16 protein-coding genes are annotated in these 22,671 nt (G+C 42.5%); 12 read left to right on the forward strand and 4 right to left on the reverse strand.

Going from position 1 to position 22,671, the window contains the following annotated elements:
• The first annotated feature begins 164 nt into the window (after positions 1-164).
• The 9 genes from CZ794_RS08130 to CZ794_RS08170 all read left to right on the forward strand — a co-directional run bounded on the left by CZ794_RS08130 (position 165) and on the right by CZ794_RS08170 (position 11,017).
• Positions 165-974, forward strand: a complete 810-nt coding sequence (locus tag CZ794_RS08130) for a phosphatidate cytidylyltransferase (protein WP_087041114.1) — start codon at positions 165-167, stop codon at positions 972-974.
• A 99-nt stretch (positions 975-1,073) separates the two neighbouring features.
• Positions 1,074-2,276, forward strand: a complete 1,203-nt coding sequence (ispC, locus tag CZ794_RS08135) for a 1-deoxy-D-xylulose-5-phosphate reductoisomerase (RefSeq protein WP_179207276.1) — start codon at positions 1,074-1,076, stop codon at positions 2,274-2,276.
• A 33-nt stretch (positions 2,277-2,309) separates the two neighbouring features.
• On the forward strand, positions 2,310-3,686 hold the full coding sequence (rseP, locus tag CZ794_RS08140; RefSeq protein WP_087041116.1) for an RIP metalloprotease RseP: 1,377 nt from the start codon (positions 2,310-2,312) through the stop codon (positions 3,684-3,686).
• A 261-nt stretch (positions 3,687-3,947) separates the two neighbouring features.
• Positions 3,948-6,362, forward strand: coding sequence for an outer membrane protein assembly factor BamA (gene bamA, locus CZ794_RS08145; RefSeq protein WP_087041117.1), 2,415 nt, complete (start codon positions 3,948-3,950; stop codon positions 6,360-6,362).
• 139 nt (positions 6,363-6,501) lie between these two features.
• Positions 6,502-7,518 carry a UDP-3-O-(3-hydroxymyristoyl)glucosamine N-acyltransferase gene (gene lpxD, locus CZ794_RS08150; protein WP_087041654.1) on the forward strand — a complete coding sequence of 339 codons (1,017 nt, stop codon included), beginning with the start codon at positions 6,502-6,504 and terminating at the stop codon, positions 7,516-7,518.
• A gap of 52 nt (positions 7,519-7,570) precedes the next feature.
• Complete coding sequence (gene fabZ, locus CZ794_RS08155) at positions 7,571-8,080, forward strand: 3-hydroxyacyl-ACP dehydratase FabZ (protein ID WP_087041118.1); 510 nt, start codon at positions 7,571-7,573, stop codon at positions 8,078-8,080.
• Positions 8,081-8,260: 180 nt separating this feature from the next.
• Positions 8,261-9,040, forward strand: coding sequence for an acyl-ACP--UDP-N-acetylglucosamine O-acyltransferase (gene lpxA, locus CZ794_RS08160; RefSeq protein ID WP_087041119.1), 780 nt, complete (start codon positions 8,261-8,263; stop codon positions 9,038-9,040).
• 287 nt (positions 9,041-9,327) lie between these two features.
• Positions 9,328-10,845, forward strand: a complete 1,518-nt coding sequence (locus CZ794_RS08165; protein ID WP_087041120.1) for a sodium-dependent transporter — start codon at positions 9,328-9,330, stop codon at positions 10,843-10,845.
• A gap of 40 nt (positions 10,846-10,885) precedes the next feature.
• Positions 10,886-11,017, forward strand: a complete 132-nt coding sequence (locus CZ794_RS08170) for a methionine/alanine import family NSS transporter small subunit (RefSeq protein ID WP_087041121.1) — start codon at positions 10,886-10,888, stop codon at positions 11,015-11,017.
• 130 nt (positions 11,018-11,147) lie between these two features.
• On the opposite strand, the gene tgt is transcribed toward CZ794_RS08170, so the two are convergent.
• Positions 11,148-12,299 carry a tRNA guanosine(34) transglycosylase Tgt gene (tgt, locus tag CZ794_RS08175; RefSeq protein ID WP_087041122.1) on the reverse strand — a complete coding sequence of 384 codons (1,152 nt, stop codon included), beginning with the start codon at positions 12,297-12,299 and terminating at the stop codon, positions 11,148-11,150.
• 395 nt (positions 12,300-12,694) lie between these two features.
• Here tgt and CZ794_RS08180 point away from each other — a divergent pair, with 395 nt between their 5' ends.
• Complete coding sequence (locus CZ794_RS08180) at positions 12,695-13,285, forward strand: heme-binding protein (protein WP_256958925.1); 591 nt, start codon at positions 12,695-12,697, stop codon at positions 13,283-13,285.
• Between the two features lie 140 nt (positions 13,286-13,425).
• Here CZ794_RS08180 and asd read toward each other — a convergent pair whose 3' ends face one another.
• Positions 13,426-14,559 carry an aspartate-semialdehyde dehydrogenase gene (gene asd / locus CZ794_RS08185; protein WP_087041124.1) on the reverse strand — a complete coding sequence of 378 codons (1,134 nt, stop codon included), beginning with the start codon at positions 14,557-14,559 and terminating at the stop codon, positions 13,426-13,428.
• 418 nt (positions 14,560-14,977) lie between these two features.
• Here asd and CZ794_RS08190 point away from each other — a divergent pair, with 418 nt between their 5' ends.
• Positions 14,978-16,111: an endonuclease/exonuclease/phosphatase family protein gene (locus CZ794_RS08190; RefSeq protein WP_179207277.1), complete on the forward strand. Its 1,134-nt coding sequence runs from the start codon at positions 14,978-14,980 to the stop codon at positions 16,109-16,111.
• Between the two features lie 434 nt (positions 16,112-16,545).
• Here the strand turns inward: CZ794_RS08190 and CZ794_RS08195 are convergent, their stop codons facing one another.
• Positions 16,546-17,940 carry a peptidylprolyl isomerase gene (locus CZ794_RS08195; protein ID WP_087041125.1) on the reverse strand — a complete coding sequence of 465 codons (1,395 nt, stop codon included), beginning with the start codon at positions 17,938-17,940 and terminating at the stop codon, positions 16,546-16,548.
• Positions 17,941-18,113: 173 nt separating this feature from the next.
• Positions 18,114-21,116: an LPS-assembly protein LptD gene (locus CZ794_RS08200; RefSeq protein ID WP_087041126.1), complete on the reverse strand. Its 3,003-nt coding sequence runs from the start codon at positions 21,114-21,116 to the stop codon at positions 18,114-18,116.
• Between the two features lie 427 nt (positions 21,117-21,543).
• On the opposite strand from CZ794_RS08200, the gene CZ794_RS08205 reads away from it, so the two are divergent.
• A complete protein-coding gene (locus CZ794_RS08205) occupies positions 21,544-22,620 on the forward strand; it encodes an aminoglycoside phosphotransferase family protein (RefSeq protein WP_087041127.1) in 1,077 nt (358 codons plus the stop codon).
• Positions 22,621-22,671 lie beyond the last annotated feature (51 nt).

The raw sequence follows: 22,671 nt of genomic DNA on the forward strand, positions 1-22,671 counted from the left end.
AACTCTTTTACAAAGCCAATATGCGATTAGTAGTTAATAAGCGGTGTTTGTGAAATAATCAATACTTTCATTAAGGTCAATTGCTATTAAAAAATGATTGTATATTGACTGCTATAATGCACCTTTTGTTCATGCGTTTTTCATTATTATAAGGCTCAATAAGTATGTGGCAACGAATTAAAACGGCAATTATTCTCGTTATTATCGTTGGTATTGCAATGTTTGCGAGCCAAACTCCTATTTTATTTGCGCCGCTATTAGCCATTGGCGTCATTATTGCTGCTCACGAGTGGACCAAGCTGATGCCCGCATGGCGTCAGCCACCAGTTTTTGTATTATTAGTACTGTTACTGACATCGGTGTCGTTACTGTTTAAAGTGACTTGGTTGTTTTGGTGGATTGCTGCCATTGCGATATGGCTAATGGCATTGTCTTGGGTAAATGCCTTTCCGACACATACCAACTGGTATGGTAAAAAGCTGGCATTGATGGGCGCTGTGATATTGACGGCATCCATCACAGCCATGTTTTACTTATGGCAGTTGTCGGCATGGTGGCTGTTGTATGTATTTTTATTGGTATGGTGTGCCGATAGTGGTGCGTATTTTGTTGGGCGTAAGTTTGGTCGCCGAAAAATGGCTCCAAATGTCTCACCCAATAAAAGTATGGAAGGGCTTGCAGGTGGCCTAGTGACAGGTTTGCTAGTCGTTGTGGCCATTAGTGTCTTTAAGCTGCACCTGACAGGTGTGCCTTTGGTTGCTTTTGTGGTACTGTCCGCGCTAACCATTTTGGCCTCCGTACTGGGCGATTTGTTTGAATCAATGCTAAAGCGTCGTGCCAAAGTAAAAGATTCAGGAACCATACTACCTGGGCACGGCGGCGTGCTTGATCGTATTGATTCATTATTGTCTGCCACGCCAATATTTGCCTTTGGCTTTTGGGCGATACAACATTTTGGTTTGATGGTTGTATAAAGCTAAAACGTCTTTGTACTGGTCTGTTTTGTATTTACCGTATCGCTTACCTCCATACTTTTTATATTCTGTACTCTTTATATATAGGCACCATTGGTTATGACGCAACGCATCGCCGTCTTAGGCGCGACAGGTTCAATTGGTGATAGCACGCTTGCAATCTTAGCGGCGCAACCACAGCATTATGACGTCTATGCATTGTCAGGTCATCACCGTTTAGACAAGTTATTCACGCTCTGCCAGCAGTTTTTGCCAAAGCGTGTCAGTGTGCCGCTGACAGCGGTAGATGATTTTGCTCGTCGTCTCAGTGCGGCAGGCTTAAATATTGATGTGGTCGGCGGCGAGGCGGGGCTGGTAGAAATTGCCAAAGACTCCCAGACCGATACGGTGATAGCCGCTATTATGGGCGCAGCAGGCCTTCCTTCTACTTTGGCCGCTGCCCGTGCAGGCAAGCGTATCTTGCTAGCCAACAAAGAAGCGTTGGTGATGGCAGGTCAAGTAATGATCGATGCGGTCAAGGCAAATAATGCGACCTTGCTACCACTTGATTCTGAGCACAATGCTATTTTTCAATGTTTGCCGCTTGCGATTCAACAAGACAATACCCAAATTCACCAAAAAGATCATGGGGTACGCAAGCTTTGGCTAACGGCATCTGGTGGGCCGTTTTTGCAACAATCATTTGAACAAATGCAACAGGCAAGCGTTGCTGAAGCCGTCAAACATCCAAACTGGTCAATGGGTCAAAAAATATCGGTTGACTCTGCCACGATGATGAATAAAGGTCTAGAGTTAATCGAAGCGTGTCATTTATTCAATCTGCCTGAAGATAAGATAAATGTGGTGATTCATCCACAAAGTATCATTCACTCAATGGTAGAATATAGCGATGGCAGCTTTTTGGCACAGCTCGGCAGTCCAGATATGAAGACGCCAATTGCGCATGCGCTCAGCTATCCCAAGCGTATGGATAGTGGCTCGCAGCCGTTGGATCTGTATGCACTCAGCGGATTAGAATTTATTGAACCTGACTTACAGAAATTCGCCTGTTTGCGCCTTGCTCGCCAAGCCATGCAAGCAGGGACACACGCAACGATTGTACTGAATGCAGCCAATGAAGTTGCAGTAGCGGCATTTTTGAATGGACAGATTCGTTTGACAGATATTGCTGATATCAATGAACAAGCCCTCACTGAGATTCAAGTACCGTCATTGAATGACAATGCCGACATAGACGACATATTGGCAATTGATAAAATAGCGCGTCATCATACTGATAGGCTTATCGAAAATCTGACATAATTACTTTATGAGCCATTTAATAGAGAACAGAGCATGACATTTTTATTAACGCTACTGGCGGCAATATTTGTCTTGGGCCCACTTATTGCTTTACATGAGTGGGGTCACTATATCGTAGCGCGTCTTTGCGGTGTGAAGGTGCTGACGTATTCTATTGGCTTTGGACCGAAGCTTTTTGGTTGGACCAGTAAGAAGAGTGGCATTGATTATCGCATCTCAGCATTACCGCTTGGTGGCTATGTCAAAATGCTTGATGAGCGTGAAGGTAATGTCGCAGAACATGAGCAGCATTTGGCTTTTAATCGTCAACATCCGCTAAAAAAGATTGCGATTACTGCAGCGGGTCCTCTCATGAACTTTATCATTGCAATTGCGCTTTTTTGGGTGTTGTTTATGACGCCATCAGAGCAGCTTGCGACAAGAATTGGACAAGTCTTACCTGATACACCTGCTGCTATTGCACAGCTTCCGGTTGGGGATAAAATTGTTGCCATTGATGGCCATGAAGTGCAAACGTGGGAAGGTATTAACTATCGTCTTGCAGATCGTATGGGTGAGACAGACAAGGTGAGTGTTACTTTGCAGTCAGATACAAAAGCCGATAGCCCGACCAAAACATATCAAGCGCCCATACAGCAGTTTATGCAAGGTGCGGCACAAGGTAAAGATGCCCTGAGCAGCTTTGGTATGATTCCATGGCAACCCAATATTGCGCCAATCGTTGGCAACTTGACCCCCGACGGTGCTGCCAGTCGTCAAGGTCTGCAAAAAGGTGATCGCATTACGGCTATCAATGATGAACCAATCAAAGACTGGATCAGTGCGACTCGTATTATTCGTGATAGTCCAGAAAAGTTGCTTAATTTTACGGTATTGCGTGATGGTCAGTCGGTTCAATTACAGATTATGCCACAGGGTAAAAAAGACAATTTAGGTAACGATTATGGTCAGATTGGTGCTATGGTGGAGCAATCTGAGATTGTTATTCCTGATGCTTATAAGACGACCGTGGTATATGGTCCTGGTGAGTCACTGATCAAGTCTTTTGAGAAGACTGAGCAGTTGGCTGTCATGACAGTGAGCTCGATGGGTAAAATGCTGTCAGGTATGATTGGATTAGACAATTTATCAGGTCCAATTACCATTGCCAAAGTTGCCAAACAAAGCTTTGATATCAGCTGGGAGATGGTGTTATCTACCGCAGCTTTGATCAGTTTGAGCCTTGCGGTATTGAACCTTTTGCCCATTCCAGTGCTGGATGGTGGACATATTGTCTATCATTTTATTGAACTGATACGCGGCAAGCCACTTTCAGAAGGCGTACAAATGGTAGGGTTGAATATCGGCTTACTCTTGCTGGCAGGTTTCATGGTGTTAGCAATTGGTAATGATATCAGTCGTCTGTTTTGATTAATTATTCCTCCATACCCTTCATCAGAGGAGATATAATAATGGCTTTACCTCAATTGTGTTGTCATTATTCATGTGACAGACAAATAGCTTTATATCAGGACCTCTGTACTAATCGTAATTTTTAGTTTATTTTGTGATGCATTTTATATAAAGTGTTCTGAGTCTCCCATGTATCATTTGAATGTGACATGCAGTGGACTAGACAACAGGCGCTTTTTAACTTAACTTAAGCAAGTTTTTTATTGACGGATAGTGTTTATGCGTACGCCTTTATTTATGAGCGCGGCAGGGTTGCCGTTAGTTGTAGCGATGATGAGCATGCCAGCACAGGCTGCCGAGTTTGTGGTAACTGACATCGGTTTTAATGGTCTACAACGCTTAACCCCAGATAGCCTCTATCCGGTTCTACCTATTTCGGTAGGGGATACGGTTAATGACAGTAGTTTGGCGGCCAGTATTAAGGCGCTATATGCGACCGAAAACTTTGCCGATATTCAAAGCCGTGTGGAAGGGGGGCAGCTACGATTTGATGTCGTTGAGCGTCCAACCATTGCTGAGGTAAATTTTGAAGGCAATAAGCTCATTCCAAAAGAAGGACTTCAGCAAGGTCTAGACAATGCTGGCCTGGCTACTGGTAAAGTGCTAAAACAAGCTACTTTGCAAGGTGTTGCCAATGAGCTACAGCAGCAGTATATCAGCCAAGGTTATTACAATAGTAATATTGAGGTTGACCAAACCCTACTTGATGGTAATCGAGTGAAGCTTGATGTGCGCTTTATTGAAGGCAAGCCTGCTAAAGTGGTGGATATCAACGTTATTGGCAACAAGCACTTTAGTGACGAAGAAATTAAAGATGTTTTTGCTGTCAAAGAGTCCTCTTGGACACGTCTACTGTCTAAGTCTGATCGTTATGCGAAAGAAAAGCTGGCAGCAAGCTTAGAGAATCTAAAAGCGCTGTATCAAAACGACGGGTACGTACGTTTCGCAGTTGACAATGCCGTCCTCAATATCAGTGAAGACAAAAAAAATGTCTTTATTGAAGTTAGTCTGAGCGAAGGCGAGCAGTACCAATTTGGCGAAACAAACTTCTTAGGCAAACCAACATTTGATACCAATGAGCTAAAAGATTTGGTCACTTTTGCCCCTAATGAGAAGTATTCACAAGCAAAATTGGATGAGACGACCGCTGCACTTAAGAGCCGTTATGGTAATGAAGGCTATTACTTAGCTCAGGTTAGACCAGTGCCACGTATCAATGATGATACCAAAGTGGTTGACGTCGATTATTTTATCGATCCTGCACGTCCAATTTATGTTCGCCGTATTAATTTTACCGGTAACATCAAAACCCAAGATGAAGTACTACGCCGTGAGATGCGTCAATTAGAAGGCGCATTGGCTTCTAACGATAAGATTCAATTGTCACGTACTCGTTTGATGCGTACAGGTTTCTTCAAAGCTGTCAATGTGGATGTAAAACCTGTCCCTAATCAGCCAGACCAAGTTGATGTTAGCTATACTGTTGAAGAGCAACCTTCTGGCAGCTCGACGATTGCAGCTGGCTACTCACAAAGTGGCGGTGTTACGTTCCAGTTGGATCTGACCCAAAATAACTTTATGGGCACAGGTAACCGTGTTAAAGCCGCATTATCACGTTCAGAGACGCGTGACTCTTATAGCTTGGGCTATACTGACCCGTATTTTACCGAAAATGGTGTATCACAAGGTCTAAGTGCTTATTATCGTGAGACTAAATTCGATGATAGAAACGTGAGTGAATACGTTACTGATTCGTACGGTGCTACCTTGAATTATAGCTATCCTGTTGACGAAACCAAGCGTGTAAGCGCAGGTATCAATGTTGATAATACCTCAATCCGTGGTGGTCGTTTCCTAGGCGTGTCAAACGTACAGCAGCTACTAGATGATGGTGGTTCGTTTGAAGACTTCACAGGCGAATTTGAAGGTCGTACTGGCTTTAAAAATGATTATCAAACTTACAACTTGTTATTAGGATGGGATTACAGTACTTTAGATCGCCCTGTTTTCCCGACTAAAGGAATGAGCCATACGGTAGATGCCACCATTGGTTTGGGTGATGCTAATTATCAAAAGCTTATTTACCAAGGTAATATATACTATCCAATCTACAAAGACTGGGTTGCTCGCGGCTATACCAAGCTAGGCTATGGTAACGATTTACCATTCTATGAAAACTTTTATGCTGGTGGTTATGGTTCAGTACGTGGTTATGAAGCCTCAACTCTTGGTCCTAGATCAAAAGCTTATACCGATGCTATCAACAATTTTGATAGAATTAGAGATGAAGAGATTGGCGGTAACGCATTGGTTAGCTTCGGTAGTGAGCTGATTTTGCCGATGCCATTTAAAGGCGATTGGGCAGACCAAGTACGTCCAGTACTGTTTGCTGAAGGTGGTCAGGTATTTGACACCACTGATAAAGAAGATCGTACTTTTGTCAATCCCAATACAGGGGTTGATACTGGAGTACCACTGTTGACGCAAGACAATAAATTCCGTTTTAGTGCTGGTGCAGGGGTGACTTGGTATACGCCAATTGGTCCAATCTCACTAAGCTATGCAATGCCTATCGGTGATAAAGACGGTGATGAAACTGAGAAAGTTCAGTTCCAAATCGGTAATACTTTCTAACTTGCCATTATTGTCTATGCTGGTTTGATGAACAATATAGAAGGTTTAAAAGAGCGAAGTCTCTATTAAATATAAATAGATCGCCAAGATGATTTTTCAGCTTGGCGATTGCCATATTCATAATATATTAATAGCAACTATGATAACGATTGAGCAACTTATCACTCGAATTGAGCAGCGTCAGCCTATTGTTAATAAAGCTGATATAAATGCTGAGCAATTACATCAAGCATTTGATAGCGTTGGTAGTTTAACCACTGCAACTCATAAACAATTAAGTTTTTTAGCAGATCCTAACTACATTTCGAGTCTAGCGAATAGTCAAGCAGGTGCAGTATTGGTTACTGCCGAATACCTTGACCAAGTGCCACACACAGCAATTGCGTTGGTCGTGGCGAATCCATATTTAGCCTATGCTGGTGCCAGTCAGCTGTTTGCTCGTGAGTCACTGTTTAATGGCATTCACCCAAGTGCGGTGATTTCTGAAAGTGCAGTGATTGCTGAGCAAGTCAATATTGGCGCTTTTTGCGTGATTGGTGATAACGTACACATTGGGGCAGGCAGCTCAATTGATGCTCATGTGGTGGTTGAAGACAATACAAAGATTGGTCACAACTGTGTCATCAAGTCTCACGTAGTTATTGGGTACGGTAGCATTATTGGAAATCATGTCAGGTTACACGCGAACGTGAGTATCGGCTCTGAAGGATTTGGCTTTGCACCTACGAGAGACCCTAGTACTGCGGGCTGGGAGCGTATTGCTCAGCTTGGACGTGTGGTGATTGGGGATCATGTGCGCATCGGCAGTAATACCTGTATTGATCGCGGTGCTATCGATGATACGGTCATCGGCAGTCATGTGATTATCGATAACTTGGTACAAATTGGACACAACGTACGCATTGGTGATGGTACTGCTATTGCAGCACAGACAGGTATCGCAGGAAGTACGAGTATAGGTAAGCGCTGTATTATTGGCGGAGACGTCGGTATCACAGGCCATATCGAAATAGTAGATGATGTCATTTTATCTGGTATGACAATGGTCACCAAATCCATTAAAAAGTCTGGTTCATACTCTTCTGGGACGGTTGCTATGCCGACCACTGAGTGGCGACGAGCTGCGGTTCGTTTCCGTAAGCTTGGTCGTGATTAACAAAAACACAAATACGTTTTAAAGATTTAAAACATTGCAAGGAAATGCCATTATGAGCAGCACTGATACAGATAGTTCAATTGATAATAATGTAAAAAGTTTGGCTGAGCAGGGGCTCACGCTGCCATTAACCTATCACACTCTGAAGCATTACTTGCCGCATCGCTATCCTTTTTTATTGGTGGATAGAATTATCGATTGTACGCCTGGAGAAAGCATTACTGGTATTAAGAATGTGACAATTAACGAAGAGTTTTTTAATGGTCATTTTCCTGATGAGCCAATTATGCCAGGCGTATTGATGGTTGAGTCGATGGCTCAGGTATCAGGCGTTCTTGGATTTATCAGTGCAGGGCTGACATCAGAAGATGGGTATTTGTATCTGTTTGCAGGCGTGGATAAGGTTCGTTTTAAACGTCGTGTGATTCCTGGCGATCAGCTGACCATTCGTGCCAAATCAGTCATGCAAAAGCGTGGTATTTATAAGTTTGATTGTACCGTTCATGTTGGGGATGAGCTGGCGGCTAGCGCGCAGATAATGATCGCACGTCAAGAGCAATAGTACGGATTGCTACTTATCTATGATTAGCAAAAGTGTCTAAAAAGCACATCAAAATAGACAACAAACATTGTTATTTACTATGATGCTGTACCTTTACGACACTTTTTTTGGCTGACGAAGCCAGAACGGTTATATTCGCTTTACTATTTATTCGCATAAACTGATACAAAGGTCCATATTATGAGTCAGATTCATCCAACAGCACTCATCTCACCGTCCGCTCAAATCGATGAGACTGCTATCATTGGTCCATACTGTATCGTCGGTGATGAGGTAACGATTGGCGCCCATACAGTTTTGCATCGGCATGTGGTTGTGACCAAACTCACCCGTATCGGACAGCACAATCAAGTTTACCAATTTGCAAGCATTGGTGAAGATCCACAAGACCTAAAATATGCAGGTGAACGCACATGGCTTGAGATTGGTGATCATAATACTATTCGCGAGGCTTGTAGCTTACACCGTGGTACAGCGCAAGACAGTGAGCTTACCAAAATCGGTAGTCATAATTTATTGATGGTAAATACGCATGTGGCTCATGACTGCGTGATTGGTGACCATAATGTGTTGGCTAATAACGTTGGCGTGGCAGGACATGTAACAATTGGCGACCATACCATCATTGGTGGTAACTCAGGGATTCATCAGTTCTGTACGGTTGATGATTACAGCTTGATTGGCGGTGCCAGTTTGATTCTAAAAGATGTTGCAGCCTTTACGATGGTATCAGGGAATCCTGCAAAAGCACATGGTCTTAACATCGAAGGCATGCGTCGTAAAGGTTGGTCACAGGATACCATCGATATCTTACGTCAAGCATACCGCACAATCTTTAGATCAGGCTTAACAACCGTCCAAGCACTTGAAGTGTTGAATAGTGAGTTACTACCAAAAGAGCCAAAAATTCAATTAATAATTAACTCATTAGAGAAAAGCCGGCGCGGTGTCGTACGTTAAACCGATGCTCGCTTTTTATTCAAAAATCTAGAGCTTATTAGGGTTCTAATCAGCTAAAATATTATCAATTTCTGCTAAAGTATCAAAAAGCCATAACCAAATGTTATGGCTTTTTATGTTTATAATTACTTGACTTTTTTAGTCGCTTAGCAGAAACTTCCTAATCATATACAGTTAGATTCTAGTAACGTATTTTAACCAATAGCTTGTGTAGTCTCTTTAAGTATCTGTCTTTAACTGAGTTTGATAACTTAAAGGGAATTACAATTAAATTTTAGGAGTGTTGTATGGCAGAGCAAAGGGAAAATTGGTCCAGTCGAACTGGATTTATTGTAGCCGCTGTCGGTTCAGCTGTGGGATTGGGGAACATATGGCGCTTTCCATATGTTGCTTATGATAATGGTGGTGGGGCATTTATGGTGCCTTACCTCATTGCGTTATTGACCGCAGGTATTCCATTATTATTTTTAGATTATATCATTGGGCATAAGTATCGCGCTGCAGCCCCTCGTGCTTATAAGAAACTGGCACCTTCTGGTCAGTTTGTGGGCTGGTGGCAAACGCTCGTCTCTTTTGTGATTGCGGTTTATTACGCGGCTGTCATTGTATGGGCCGGCAGTTACATGTTTTTCTCGTTTGGTCAAAAGTGGGGCGAAGACACCACAAACTTTTTCGTCAGTGACTTTGTCAAGCATACTGGTGACTTAACCTCAGTATTTGTACCCCAAATGTTTATAGGCTTGGTCATTGTTTGGGCGTTAGCCATATTGATTATGTTTGGTGGCATTCGTAAGGGTGTTGAGCTTGCCAACAAAATTTGTTTGCCATTATTGCTGGTATTATTTGGCGTTATGGTATTTAAAGCGATTACTCTGCCAGGTGCGGTCATTGGTTTAAATGCTTTCTTTGAGCCAAATTGGACGAGAATGAGTGATCCTAATGTTTGGTTAGCAGCTTATGGTCATGTGTTTTTCTCATTATCAGTAGGTTTTGGTATCATGGTCACTTATGCCTCATACCTACAGAAAAATACAAACCTAACAGGTGCAGGATTGGTAGTTGGTTTTGCTAACTCTTCATTTGAGCTTATGGCGGGTATTGGTATTTTTGCTGCAATTGGTTTTATGGCGATGTCGACAGGTCAAGACGTGTCTGAAGTGGCTAGTGGCGGTGTTGGACTTGCATTCTTCGTCTTCCCTAAGATCATCTCTACTATGGGCGCCAGCGGTGATTTCGTTGGTTTCTTATTCTTTGGTTCTTTGGTAGTGGCTGGTATTAGCTCATTAATCAGTATTCTTGAAGTACCTATCTCTGCTTTTCAAGGTAAGTTTGATTGGTCACGCAAAAAAGCTGTTGCTATCATATGCGGCGTATGTGCGTTGATATCTATTTCTGCTTTCTCTACTGGTAGCTCATTAGTACTAGTGGATGTGATAGATCATTTTGCAAATAATATCGGTATCGTTGCTGGTGGTTTGATGTCAATTGTTTTAGTTACTTGGTTTCACCGTAAGAAAATCCCAGGTTTATTGGCGCATAGCAATCGTATCTCTAGTGTCAAGTTAGGTGGCGCTTGGGTCTTTATGTTGACCGTTATTACGCCAACTGTACTGACTATTGCTTTAGGTCTTAAGTTTATTGACTTAGTCAAAACACCTTATGAAGGTTACTCTTCAACGATTCTATTGCTGTTTGGTTGGGGCGTAGTCGTATTCTTTGGTCTAGGGGCATTCATATTAAGTCGTATGAAAGGTATCCATGATGAAGAAGATAATAGAGCTCGTGCCATTGATGATGCGCGCTAGATAGTTAGCAGATAGATTAACATTTCAATAGGAATTTATTATGAGCACTTCAGCTATTATTTTTATGATTATCTCAATGGTACTGATATGGGGTGGCTTAATTTCTGCCATCATACACCTGCGCAACAATCCTGATATTCCAATGGATCAAGTACCAGATGATAACTTGTAAAGTTTAGTCTACTAAAGACTTTAATGTCTTTAAGGTTTTGACTATTATAAAAAATGCCAATCAGTGAAAGCTGACTGGCATTTTTCTTATTAAATAGTCTAAATAAAGCAGTTATTTAGTTCTACTGATATCAACGAAGGTTTAATTCAGGAACGGTTTGACCACGTTTGCTATAAAACTCACTAACGAATGCATCAAAGTTATCTTGTTCGATGGCGTCTCTGATACCTTGCATCAAGCGTTGGTAGTAGCGCAAGTTGTGAATGGTTGCCAACTGTGCGCCCAGCATCTCTTTACACTTATTCAGATGATAAAGATAAGCACGGCTAAAGTTTTGGCAAGTATAGCAGTCACATTCAGGGTCTAGTGGGCCTTCGTCGTTACGATATTGGCTATTGCGAATACGTACCACACCAGCATTATCTGTATCGCCCGTCACAAAATAATGACCATTACGCGCATTACGAGTTGGCATGACACAATCAAACATGTCAACACCGCGGCGTACGCCTTCAACCAAATCCTCAGGTTTACCAACGCCCATCAGATAGCGCGGCTTATCTGCTGGCATATCATCAGGAAGATAATCTAGGACATCTATCATCTCTTCTTTTGGCTCACCAACGGATAGACCACCGATGGCATAACCATCAAAGCCAATATCGAGCAGACCTTCAAGTGATTGCTGACGCAGATCAGGATACATACTGCCTTGGACAATACCAAATAGGGCATTGGTACTGCCCAGTCTATTATGCTCATCAATACAGCGCTGTCCCCAGCGTAGTGATAGCTCTAAAGATTTTTTGGCTTCATCGTGAGTGGCTGGATACGGCGTACACTCATCAAACTGCATAACGATGTCAGAGTTTAAGCTGTACTGAATTTGCATAGATTTTTCTGGAGACAAGAAAATCTTAGCACCATCGATAGGAGACTTAAAATTGACTCCTTCTTCAGTGATTTTGCGCATTGCTCCAAGACTAAATACTTGGAAGCCGCCTGAATCTGTCAAAATAGGCTTATCCCAATGCATGAATTTGTGCAAACCACCAAATTTGTCGATCACTTCCGTGCCTGGACGCAACCATAAATGAAAGGTATTACCTAAAATGATATCGGCACCAATCGCTTCGATATCGCGTGGTAGCATGCCTTTGACCGTGCCATAAGTGCCAACAGGCATAAAGGCAGGCGTTTGTACATCGCCATGATTGAGATGAACCGTACCACGGCGTGCACGCGTTGCACCGCTAGCTGTTTTATGTAAGACAAATTGCATATGATGACCGCTATCTAAGCTATGAAAATAGCGCCAATTATAGCACCATTGGCTGTTTTTTTGGACATGGATGTTTTGGGATATACGAGATACTGATGGTTAGGTTGATAGAAAATAAAGCGGAACTATAGTAAAGCTTAATAGACGCTGTTTGCATAGACAATTGACACCATAAGATTTTTATAATGTTGACTATAAGCATTAAAGTTTCGGGCACTAGCGCTTTGCTATAACCAAAAGATACAGACATTACGATAGAGTCGTTGGTAAAGTAAAAATGGGTGAGAGGGTAATAATCATAAAAATGTACTGCTATATGTATATGCTGGAGACACGAGATGACTAGGGCATCTTACTTATTGCTGAGCAGTTTATTATTGATATCAGGAGAAACTATGGCTATTGAAGAGCCAAACTACACGGTGTTATCACAAATAGATGACTTTGAATTGCGCCATTATGATGCACAGCTGGTGGCTCAAACATGGGTAAGCGGCGACCAAGATACGGCCAGTCGTCAGGGGTTTAAAATTCTAGCCGATTATATTTTTGGTAATAATACAGCACCAAGTGGAGAGAGCAGTAAAATAAGTATGACCGCACCTGTTACGATGCAGTCTGACAATCAAAATGAGGCCATATCACAAAAAATTGCCATGACTGTACCAGTCAGTATGCAACAAGATGACGACAAATGGCGTGTACAATTTACCATGCCTAGTAAGTATACGATGCAAACCTTGCCAAAGCCGAACAATCCAGACATCAAAATTGTAGAGATGCCAGCCCAGACTTACGGTGTGATTAAGTTTTCAGGGTTAGCAAGCAGCAAAAAAGTAGCAAAAAAAACAGAAACGCTAAAATCTTGGATGCAAACTCAAAAGCTCATGGTAATAGGGACACCAGAGCTGGCACGCTATAACCCACCTTGGACGTTGCCTTTTATGCGTCGCAATGAAGTGCTGATTGCTTATCAGCCCAAATAGTGCACGTTAATATTTTGGGTATTTGCTGTATTCATGGACATATAATTGATTCTTTTTTGTGATAGTTTTAATTGAGAGAGGCGATATAAAAAAAGACAGCAATCGCTGTCTTTTTTTTGTATAAATTAGCCTGTCATAAATTATCTATTTTGTTCACGAATGATATTCAGCATACGGCGTAACGGTTCAGCGGCGCCCCATAGTAGCTGATCGCCAACCGTAAAGGCTCCTAGGTATTCAGGGCCCATGTTGAGCTTACGCAGACGACCTAGGGCAACGGTCAATGTCCCTGTCACCGCTACAGGTGTTAAACGGTTGATGGCCGCTTCTTTATCGTCTTCAACCAAATCTAGCCATTCGTTACCGCTATTTTTTAGCGCGGCCTCAATCTCTTCTAACGGAATGTCTTTTTTCAACTTAATGGTCAGGCCTTGAGCATGACAGCGCATCGCACCAATACGTACACACATGCCATCGATAGGAATGGTATTGTCGTCTGAATTACCCAGAATCTTATTGGTTTCAACGCCGCCTTTCCACTCTTCTTTTGACTGTTTGTTGTCTAGCTGTGCATCGATATAAGGGATCAAGCTGCCTGCCAATGGAACCCCAAAGTATTGCTTAGGAAAGCTATCTGAGCGCTGAGTTTGAGCAATTTTTTTGTCGATATCCAAGATGGCACTGGCAGGATCAGCCAACTCGTCTTTGACGGCATCATGCAACACACCCATGCCACTAATTAGCTCACGCATGTTGTTTGCACCAGAGCCGCTGGCTGCTTGGTAAGTCATCGCGCTGACCCATTCTACCCAGCCTCTATTGAACAGCTCACCAATGGCCATGAGCATCAATGATACGGTACAGTTACCGCCAATAAAGTCTTTTTTGCCTTCAGCCAACGCATTATCGATCACGGTACGATTGACAGGATCAAGGATAATGATGCTATCGTTTTTCATTCGTAGCGTACTTGCGGCATCAACCCAGTAGCCATTCCAACCGCTATCTCGTAATGGCTGATGGACTTTTGAAGTATAATCTCCACCTTGACAGGTAATAATCACATCACAGGCAGCTAGTGCATCAATATCATGAGCGTCTTTTAATTGGCCAGTTTGAATACCATCAAATTTTGGTGCATCACCACCGGCATTGCTGGTTGAAAAAAACACAGGCGTAATACCTTCAAAGTCTTTTTCTTCAATCATACGTTGTATCAATACTGATCCAACCATACCGCGCCAGCCTACCAAGCCTACTGTCAAATTACCCATGAAATCTAATCCTATTTACAATTAATTATTGCATTACCAGCCAATAACAATGCCGTGAATGGTCACAAAAAGCAAGACGTTTTGATGATTTTTACGCGTTTTTCATGCACTATTAACTGTGTTTGCCATAACTTTAAGTTATTAAAGTAAGTCCGATATTTGCTCTTGTTGTCACTCTCACCATATTAAAAATCATTATAAAGTTGTTCAAGAGATAGCGAGCAAAACAAGCATAGTTTTTATATTTTCTGACCGTTATCGCATAATTAACACGCAATAAGTAGGCGATAATCTTTTGAGATGATAAAGTAAACCACAATGCTGGTTCAATTAAGAACAGAAAAGCGCTTGTCAGTGAGTGAATAATGACTATCATCATTGGCTCATCTATTATTTTAATCAACGGTTAATACACATTATGGATCTCTCACTATTATATTACGGTGCACAGTGGTTAGCAGGATTCATTGCATTTATAACAATTTGGGGATGGATACCGCTAGATAACTGGTGGGTACGCGGTGTAGATTTTCCACGCATACAGATTATGGCGCTCGGTATTATCGCTTGGATTGGCATGATCGCGTTTTGGTCAGAGTGGCAACTGGGGCAATGGGTATTGTTCGCAGCTTTATGTGTCACTTTAGCATTCCAGCTTAGAATGGTATTGCCTTATACCAAATTGTGGAAAAAAGAAGTTGAACCTGCAAAAAGTAATGCAGAGGGAACCTCACATCATCTTAAAATTATGGTTTCAAATGTACTAACGCCAAATGATGAGACACAAAAGCTGGTTGATTTGGTTAAGCAAAAGCAGCCTGACATTCTTATTACCTTAGAAAGTGATAAAAAATGGGAACAAGCACTGCAGCAAGTCGAAGCGGATTATCCTTATACTGTAAAAGTACCGTTAGATAATTTGTATGGTATGCATTTGTATTCTAAGCTTGAGTTGATTGATCCTGAAGTCAAGTATTTGATGATTGATGATATACCTTCTATACATACGCAGTTGCGTCTGCACAATGGCCGCGTGATATGGCTATATTGCTTACATCCTATGCCGCCAAGTCCGACAGAGGCGGATAAATCGACCACTCGTGATGCTGAACTGTTAATGGTTGGCAAGCATATAAAAGAAAATGAGCAAACCGCGATATTGGCAGGTGATCTCAATGACGTCGCATGGTCAAAGACCACCAGACGCTTCCAGCGTATCTCAGGCTTATTGGATCCGCGTATCGGACGACACTTTATCAATACCTTTCATGTCAAGTATCCGTTTTTACGTTGGGCACTGGATCATCTTTTTCATAGTGCCTGCTTTACGGTGGTTGATATCAGACGCCTGCCTTCGGTCGGCTCCGATCATTTCCCTGTGATGACCACACTACAGTACGAGCCAGAAAAAGAACATAAACAAAAGCAAAATGCGCCTACGGCAGAAGCAGATGATATTAAAGAAACCGACCACAAGATAGAAGAAGGCAAAAAAGAAGGTAAAAAAATCTCAAACGAGAATATGGAAGAGCATATAAGTCCAGCTTTATAAATCATAAATAAGATGAGTAAAACAGGGATAAAACTTACTACAAACATGTAAGCATATGCTTACGATAAATAAGGTCTTTAGCCTCTAGTGGCATCATAGTGATTGCACTACAATAAAACCATCAACAAAAGGACATGCAAGGATGCATTGTTGAGACAGTACCCTAAGCGTTCAGACCAGCCCGCTGTTCTTTTGGTGTACTGTTTGTGACTTAGGATAAGTCAAAAAGGAGTAAATAATAATAACAACATGAAGCGTCATAGCCTCGAACCAATCGCCCTAGGTTCGAGGCTATTCTTTGTATAATCGTTTTAGCTTGTAAATAATGCGTCACTTATAATAGTGAGCTTGCAAATAAAAAGGATACTTGCTCATGCAAGTATCCTTTTTTGATTCGGTGTTTTTTAATCCAGTACCGTGGGTTTGTCTATCGACTACCCAAGTATCTGAATATAAGCGCCCGCTCTTAGCTCTTGTAACCAATCTTCTTTGGCTTGCGGGGCCAAACGTTGATAAAGGGCTTGACGTGCCATGTTACGACGATATTGCGTACTCACGTCTTGCTCACGCTTACCTTCTACTTTCAAGATATGCCAGCCAAACTGAGTTTTAAAAGGTGCTGAATAATCACCGACTGTCGTGTTTTTCATCACTGCATCAAACGGACCGACCATATCTTCTGCACTCACCCAATCAAGATCACCGCCGCGACCAGCTGATCCTGGATCATCTGAATAAGTAGAAGCTAGAGCAGCGAAGTCAGCGCCATTACGCAGTTGACTATACAGATCATTAATTTTCTGTTCAGCAAGCGCATCTGTTTGTAGTTCATCAACTTTGACTAAGATATGACGAGTATGCCACTGCGGTATGAGCATCTTGTCGCTTTCTTTTTTGTCAGCAAGTTTGATGATATCGATACCTTCAGGCGTCACTAATGGTGCACTGACAGCGCCAACTTCGAGTTTGGTAATCTCAGTTGATAACTCTGTAGGTAATGAAGCGGCCTTGTGAAAGCCCATATCGCCGCCTTGCAACGGGATAGGATAACTGCTTTGGGTAGCAGCAACGGCTTCAGCAACATTAACGTTTGGCGCAAGTAAACGGGTGCGTAAGTCTTCGGCGACTTTTAGCGCCTCTTTGCGTTGCGCTTCTGATAGGCGGCTATAATCATCTATATAAGGTACGCGTACATGAATCGTTTGATACTCGCTTTGATTCAAACGCTTGGCTTCAGGTGACGCCAAAAACGCATCAATGTCTTGTTCGCTAATACGAACACGACTGCTGATTTGACGCTGTTGTAAAGCCTGAATAGAGGCTTCCTCAATCAATTGTGCACGCAGAGCAGCATAGCTACCAGGTCGTGCTGCATCCAAACTCTGCTGCAACTCTGATAGGCTATTGAGACCTTCTGATTGAGCGATTTGACCAAGACGCTGATTGATAACTGCTTCATCTGGATTTAAGCCAACACGCTTAATCATAGACAATTGCAATTCGCGTAAGATAAGAGCGTTTAGTACATCCGACTGTAACTGTGCTGAATTTGGAAGGTTTTCGCCAGCGGCTTGAGCACGTGCTTGGGTTTGCACGATAGCATCCACCAATTCACTTTTTAAAATGGCGTTTTCATTGACCAAAGCAATAATGCCATCTGTGCTATTGCCTGGTGTCAAACGATTGCTACTGTTTTGCTCAGCAGGGCTTGCGGTTTGTCCTACAGGGGGCTTGACGGTGGCAGCGTGGGCACTCAATGTCAGTGCAAGACTGGCACTCATAGACAGCAGTACAGCGCGGCTGGTCTGACGTAAAGAAAAAACTCTCATGATGCTCCTCATCAATGTCATCACATCGGATGGTAGTCGGTTAACGCTAGCTGATACTTTCAATAGATAAGTATCAGCTAGGATAGTCCATAATAGGGTTGCAGACTGGGTAATATAAAATACTTTATGAATATTTATGCAAATAATTTTTTAACCTGACAAAGAATAACTTATCAGTCCTTCCATGCAGTTTGGACAGGTTCAAAGCCCAAAACTTTATCAGACAATAAGCGTGTCAAGCGGCTGCTACCACTGCCAAGACCATTTAATCTGATCTCCGCCATGATCGCTTGGGTTGGTTTGTCTTTGACATTTAGGTCATTATAGTAACGACGACCATAAACTGCAAAACCAAAACAGCAATCTTCATAGTCAACACCCACTAACGAGTCAAGCATCTTATCACGATTATGATCATATTGGCCCTGAGCCAATATTCGCCAGCTATTATTGATAGGGAAGACGGCTGATGCTGTAAATGCAGCGAGCGGTAGCTGATTTGTGTTTTCGTCACGTTGACGTTTGACGTAACCGACATTAAATAAGCTGTTTTCTGATGGCTGATAACGCAGCTCAGTCGTGATGTAATTTAAGTCATAACTATTGGTAAGCGCGCCACTGACATCCACCCAAAAATTATTATAGGGCTGTGTGCTTGTGTCCCAAACCATTCCTGAAGAAGAAGAAGTAAAGACGGGTTGTTCGTTTTCAAGGGTCACACGTCCATCATCGATATAAAACTGCTCTGCTATGCTACCATCAAAACGTGTCACACCCGTTGCGTCGATGTAACGATAGTTGACTCCAGGAGTGATCGAATGCAAATCTTGCAAGCGATCATGACCTAAGAACCAACTGTCCGAAAATAACTGCTCGTAGTTAATAGAAGCAATACGCGTATTAAAGTTAGGCAGCTCGTTTTGGTTTTTATAAGGGGAGTACGTATATTTCAATCGCGGGCTGAGTAAGCGATAGCCGCCCATGGTGTCATCAAAAGCGCCAAAGGGTGAACCTGCCTGATAAAAGTTCAATCCCGCATCGATACTGGCTTGCGGCACAAATACAGACTGACTACCGTCTTCATCACTCAAATCATTGTCTGCTAAACTGTCTTCATCATAAGACGTGTACAAATGCTGCAAGCTTAGCTTAGGTCTAATATAGCCCCAAGATTTTTCTATTGGATAGGCGGCGCTTAGCTTGTTATAAATACGGGCACCACTTTTTTCATTCTCAGAGCCATCATCGATCGACTTTTTGAAGTAAGCAGAATCTTGTACACCTGTAATATCAAAATTCTCAAACCAAGGCAGGCGATAATTAAGTTTGAGCTGCGGCAATCGTGAGTAAGGCTTATCTTTGTCTTGTAATGGCTGTCCGCTATCTGTAAAAGCATCTAAAGTCTGAAACGTTTCTACCTTTAATTCGCCATCAACATAGTCATTGTAATAATTGACGCGAGCACGGCGTGGTAAGTTGATGGTGCTGTCTGATAAACCCAACGTATCGAAATCATTAAGGTAGTCAGCATCTGACACATAGCTGTATTTGGCATCACCACTCAAGCGAGGGATGTCCTTAGATGTCCAGTAATGATCATAAAAAAAGCTGGTACGATCTTCATCGCCATATTCTCTATCATTAGGTAAATACGAGCCGTTAAAAATACCTTCGCCGTAGTTTTCGGTTAAATAACGGAATTCACCTGAGACCATGGGGTTACGATCAGTATAAATGTGGGTATTAAGGGTGGCGTCGTAGTTGGGTGCAAGATTGAAGTAATAAGGCACATCAAGCTCAACGCCACTTTCACTACCAATACTCGCGCTTGGCAATAAGAAGCCACTGCTGCGACGACTGTCAATTGGAAAGTTAAAATAAGGCAGATAGAATACTGGGACATCAGCAATACGGAAAGTTGTGTTGTACGCTTCACCGCGACCAGTGTCTGTATCTAAATCAATGCTTTTTGCATCGAACTGCCATTTACGATTGGTCGGCGGGCAGGTGCTAAACATCACCTCATCCAATTCGTACTGACTGTCATTGGGCTTGTTCAAACGCTTAGCATAGCCATGTGCTTGTAGTGCCACACTGGCGAACGCCACATCATTAGCGGTTGATTGTCCAGTTTCAGTATTGTAAGCCAAGCTGTCTGCAACACCGATGAGACCTCCTTGAGAGGCTTTATTGCCAAAGTTGCCCTGAGACGCTTCAAGAGAATGACTCGCAGCATTACTAGATGGTCTTTGGCCAGTGGCTTGATCCGTAAACATGACCTTGCCTTGAGCAGCAGCAACGCCCGTGTTTAAATCGACCAAGACTTTTTCTGCTTCTATGTGCTGCGTACCCTGATTGACAATAACGTTGCCTGAGAGTTCGGCATAATCGACGTTATTGTAGTAACCGTAGTCTGACTCTGTAAACAAAGGCGCTTGATTGTTCGGAAGACCATCGAGGTTCGGTGCTGGCTGACCATTTGCTGCTCCAGCCTCATTCACGGCGCGCTGATAGTTTGGATTACCCTTTGGATATACCCATTGACCTTCACAGCGTTGAGCGCTATCAATTGAGCTTGGTAACAGTCGTAAGTCTCTACCCACTTTTGGAATGGTTTGTGAGTTGGGTGTCAAAGCGTTTTGATTGTCGTCAGCTGTATTGTCATCTTCGATATCTGCTGTTTTATCCGCACTGTCCAAAGCCGGTGTCTTCGCACTATCTGTATCTGGGGTCAGCTCATAAAACTCTGCCAAACGCATCAGACTGTCTTGAATACTCTCCTCGCTAGTCTCACGTTGAGTCGCGCCTGTCATAGAATCTGACATGTCTGTCTCACTGAGCGATGCATCAGTATTTATTTGAGGGTTACTACTTTCCTCAATATCAGTGATATCCAGAGCACTGCTTTCTAAAGTGCTGTCTAAAGTATTGCTATTTAAATCGCTGTTATCTAAAGCACTACTGTCTAAACTGTTGTCATTTAAATCAGTGGTATCTAAGCGATTGTCATCAAAATCACTATTGTCAGGGCTATGAACAGCACTATTATCAGTGACTGGTAGCTCTGTTGAAGATGCATTGACATCGTTTAGCGCAGCACTGACGGTGAGGCTGGATAAGCCTAGGGCACCAAATAAAATCAAGCGAATGCTTTGGTAAAGCGGAGAATATAACAAGGGCACACCTATGATTGCAGAGCCTATTGGATTGCGATACGGAGTTTAATAGCTACTAATTATTCTATATTGTAAAGACAATACGATAACGAATAAGCAGCTACTAAATTCCTAATGGGTAATGTAATCTCAAGAATTTAGACGTTTTACATATAATGACGACTAATCATAGTCAAAAAAAACCAAATCAGCTACACTATTTACCAAAATTTATCGTATAGACTGGCTATTTTTTAATGGTCACTGAGAGAATGCTCAGCGCTAAATACTGAATAATATATCAATATGATTGTTACAGTATCTGTTGTGGCTCAAGACGTTACTATTTTAGCAAGTATTGGTGCGACTTATCACTACTTTAATTGTTTATGACGCATATTTAACTTTTGATACCTTTTTGACTGACCCAATAATTTTAGAGCCCAACATGACTATGACCATTACAAACAATCGCCTTCAGCATTTAGAGCACTGGTTGCAGCAAGTATTTGCTGGCAAAACATTCAATCTTGACAGTTTGCCAGGTGATGCAAGCGCACGTCAGTATCATCGTCTTCAGCTATCAGACGGCAGTGATATGACAAAATCGCGTTATATTGTTATGGATTCTGCTGATGAACAAGATGCCATGCGCCAGTTCATCAATGTTGCCAAATTGATGTCCCCAGCAATCAATGTACCCACGCTCATCGCACAAGATGTAGAAAAAGGCTTTTTGGTATTACAAGATTTTGGTGCGGTGGAGTTTGCCCATTTACTGGTCGATGCAGTACCTAGTAAGGTCAATGAGCATTATCAGCTTGCCATGCAGACATTGGTTGCACTCCAAACGGTTCCGGTTGAGACCGCAAAGGCTCAGCACCAGTTGCCAGATTATGATGAAGAACTACTAAATCGCGAAATGGATTTATTTAGTGAGTGGTTTATACCTTACGTTGGTGTGGCCCTTGATAAGACACTGTGGGGCAATCTAAAAGCGATATTGATACAACAAATTTTGCGCCAGCCTCAAGTTATCGTCCATCGTGATTATCACAGTCGCAATCTCATGCAAGATCAAGCGGATCACTCACGCTTGGGAGTGATTGATTTTCAAGATGCGGTCATAGGTGCATATACTTATGATTTGGTGTCATTGGTACGTGATGCCTATGTTGAATGGCCAGAGCCTCAAATATCTGAATGGATTAGCGATTTTTGGCAGTTACAAAAGCAAGCAGCGCTAACCACAGCGGATAGCGTGGCGCAGTTTGAAAATGATGTGAATATCATGGGTGTGCAGCGTCACTTAAAGGTACTGGGCATATTCATTCGCTTATCTGAGCGTGATGGCAAAGATCGCTATCTCGCTGACATTCCCAAAGTCATGCGCGATTTGGTTATCGAGTTAAACTGGCTGGCTGAACAGGGCGATGCTGACATCCAGCAAGCCGTTACGCCTTTTAACCAGTGGCTACGGGATGTTGTCTTGCCTGCTTATCAAGACACATTTTCTGCGATATAAGTACTGACAAATCGATACTGATAAATACAGATGACTCATGAGCTATGTCTC

The sequence above is a fragment of the Psychrobacter sp. JB385 genome, from assembly GCF_900163785.1.
Lineage (GTDB): Bacteria > Pseudomonadota > Gammaproteobacteria > Pseudomonadales > Moraxellaceae > Psychrobacter.

Coding starts and splice junctions, on each gene's coding strand:
- CZ794_RS08130 (WP_087041114.1), top strand. CDS start 165: ATGTGGCAACGAATTAAAACGGCAATTATTCTCGTTATTATCGTTGGT.
- ispC (WP_179207276.1), top strand. CDS start 1,074: ATGACGCAACGCATCGCCGTCTTAGGCGCGACAGGTTCAATTGGTGAT.
- rseP (WP_087041116.1), top strand. CDS start 2,310: ATGACATTTTTATTAACGCTACTGGCGGCAATATTTGTCTTGGGCCCA.
- bamA (WP_087041117.1), top strand. CDS start 3,948: ATGCGTACGCCTTTATTTATGAGCGCGGCAGGGTTGCCGTTAGTTGTA.
- lpxD (WP_087041654.1), top strand. CDS start 6,502: ATGATAACGATTGAGCAACTTATCACTCGAATTGAGCAGCGTCAGCCT.
- fabZ (WP_087041118.1), top strand. CDS start 7,571: ATGAGCAGCACTGATACAGATAGTTCAATTGATAATAATGTAAAAAGT.
- lpxA (WP_087041119.1), top strand. CDS start 8,261: ATGAGTCAGATTCATCCAACAGCACTCATCTCACCGTCCGCTCAAATC.
- CZ794_RS08165 (WP_087041120.1), top strand. CDS start 9,328: ATGGCAGAGCAAAGGGAAAATTGGTCCAGTCGAACTGGATTTATTGTA.
- CZ794_RS08170 (WP_087041121.1), top strand. CDS start 10,886: ATGAGCACTTCAGCTATTATTTTTATGATTATCTCAATGGTACTGATA.
- tgt (WP_087041122.1), bottom strand. CDS start 12,299: ATGCAATTTGTCTTACATAAAACAGCTAGCGGTGCAACGCGTGCACGC.
- CZ794_RS08180 (WP_256958925.1), top strand. CDS start 12,695: ATGGCTATTGAAGAGCCAAACTACACGGTGTTATCACAAATAGATGAC.
- asd (WP_087041124.1), bottom strand. CDS start 14,559: ATGGGTAATTTGACAGTAGGCTTGGTAGGCTGGCGCGGTATGGTTGGA.
- CZ794_RS08190 (WP_179207277.1), top strand. CDS start 14,978: ATGGATCTCTCACTATTATATTACGGTGCACAGTGGTTAGCAGGATTC.
- CZ794_RS08195 (WP_087041125.1), bottom strand. CDS start 17,940: ATGAGAGTTTTTTCTTTACGTCAGACCAGCCGCGCTGTACTGCTGTCT.
- CZ794_RS08205 (WP_087041127.1), top strand. CDS start 21,544: ATGACTATGACCATTACAAACAATCGCCTTCAGCATTTAGAGCACTGG.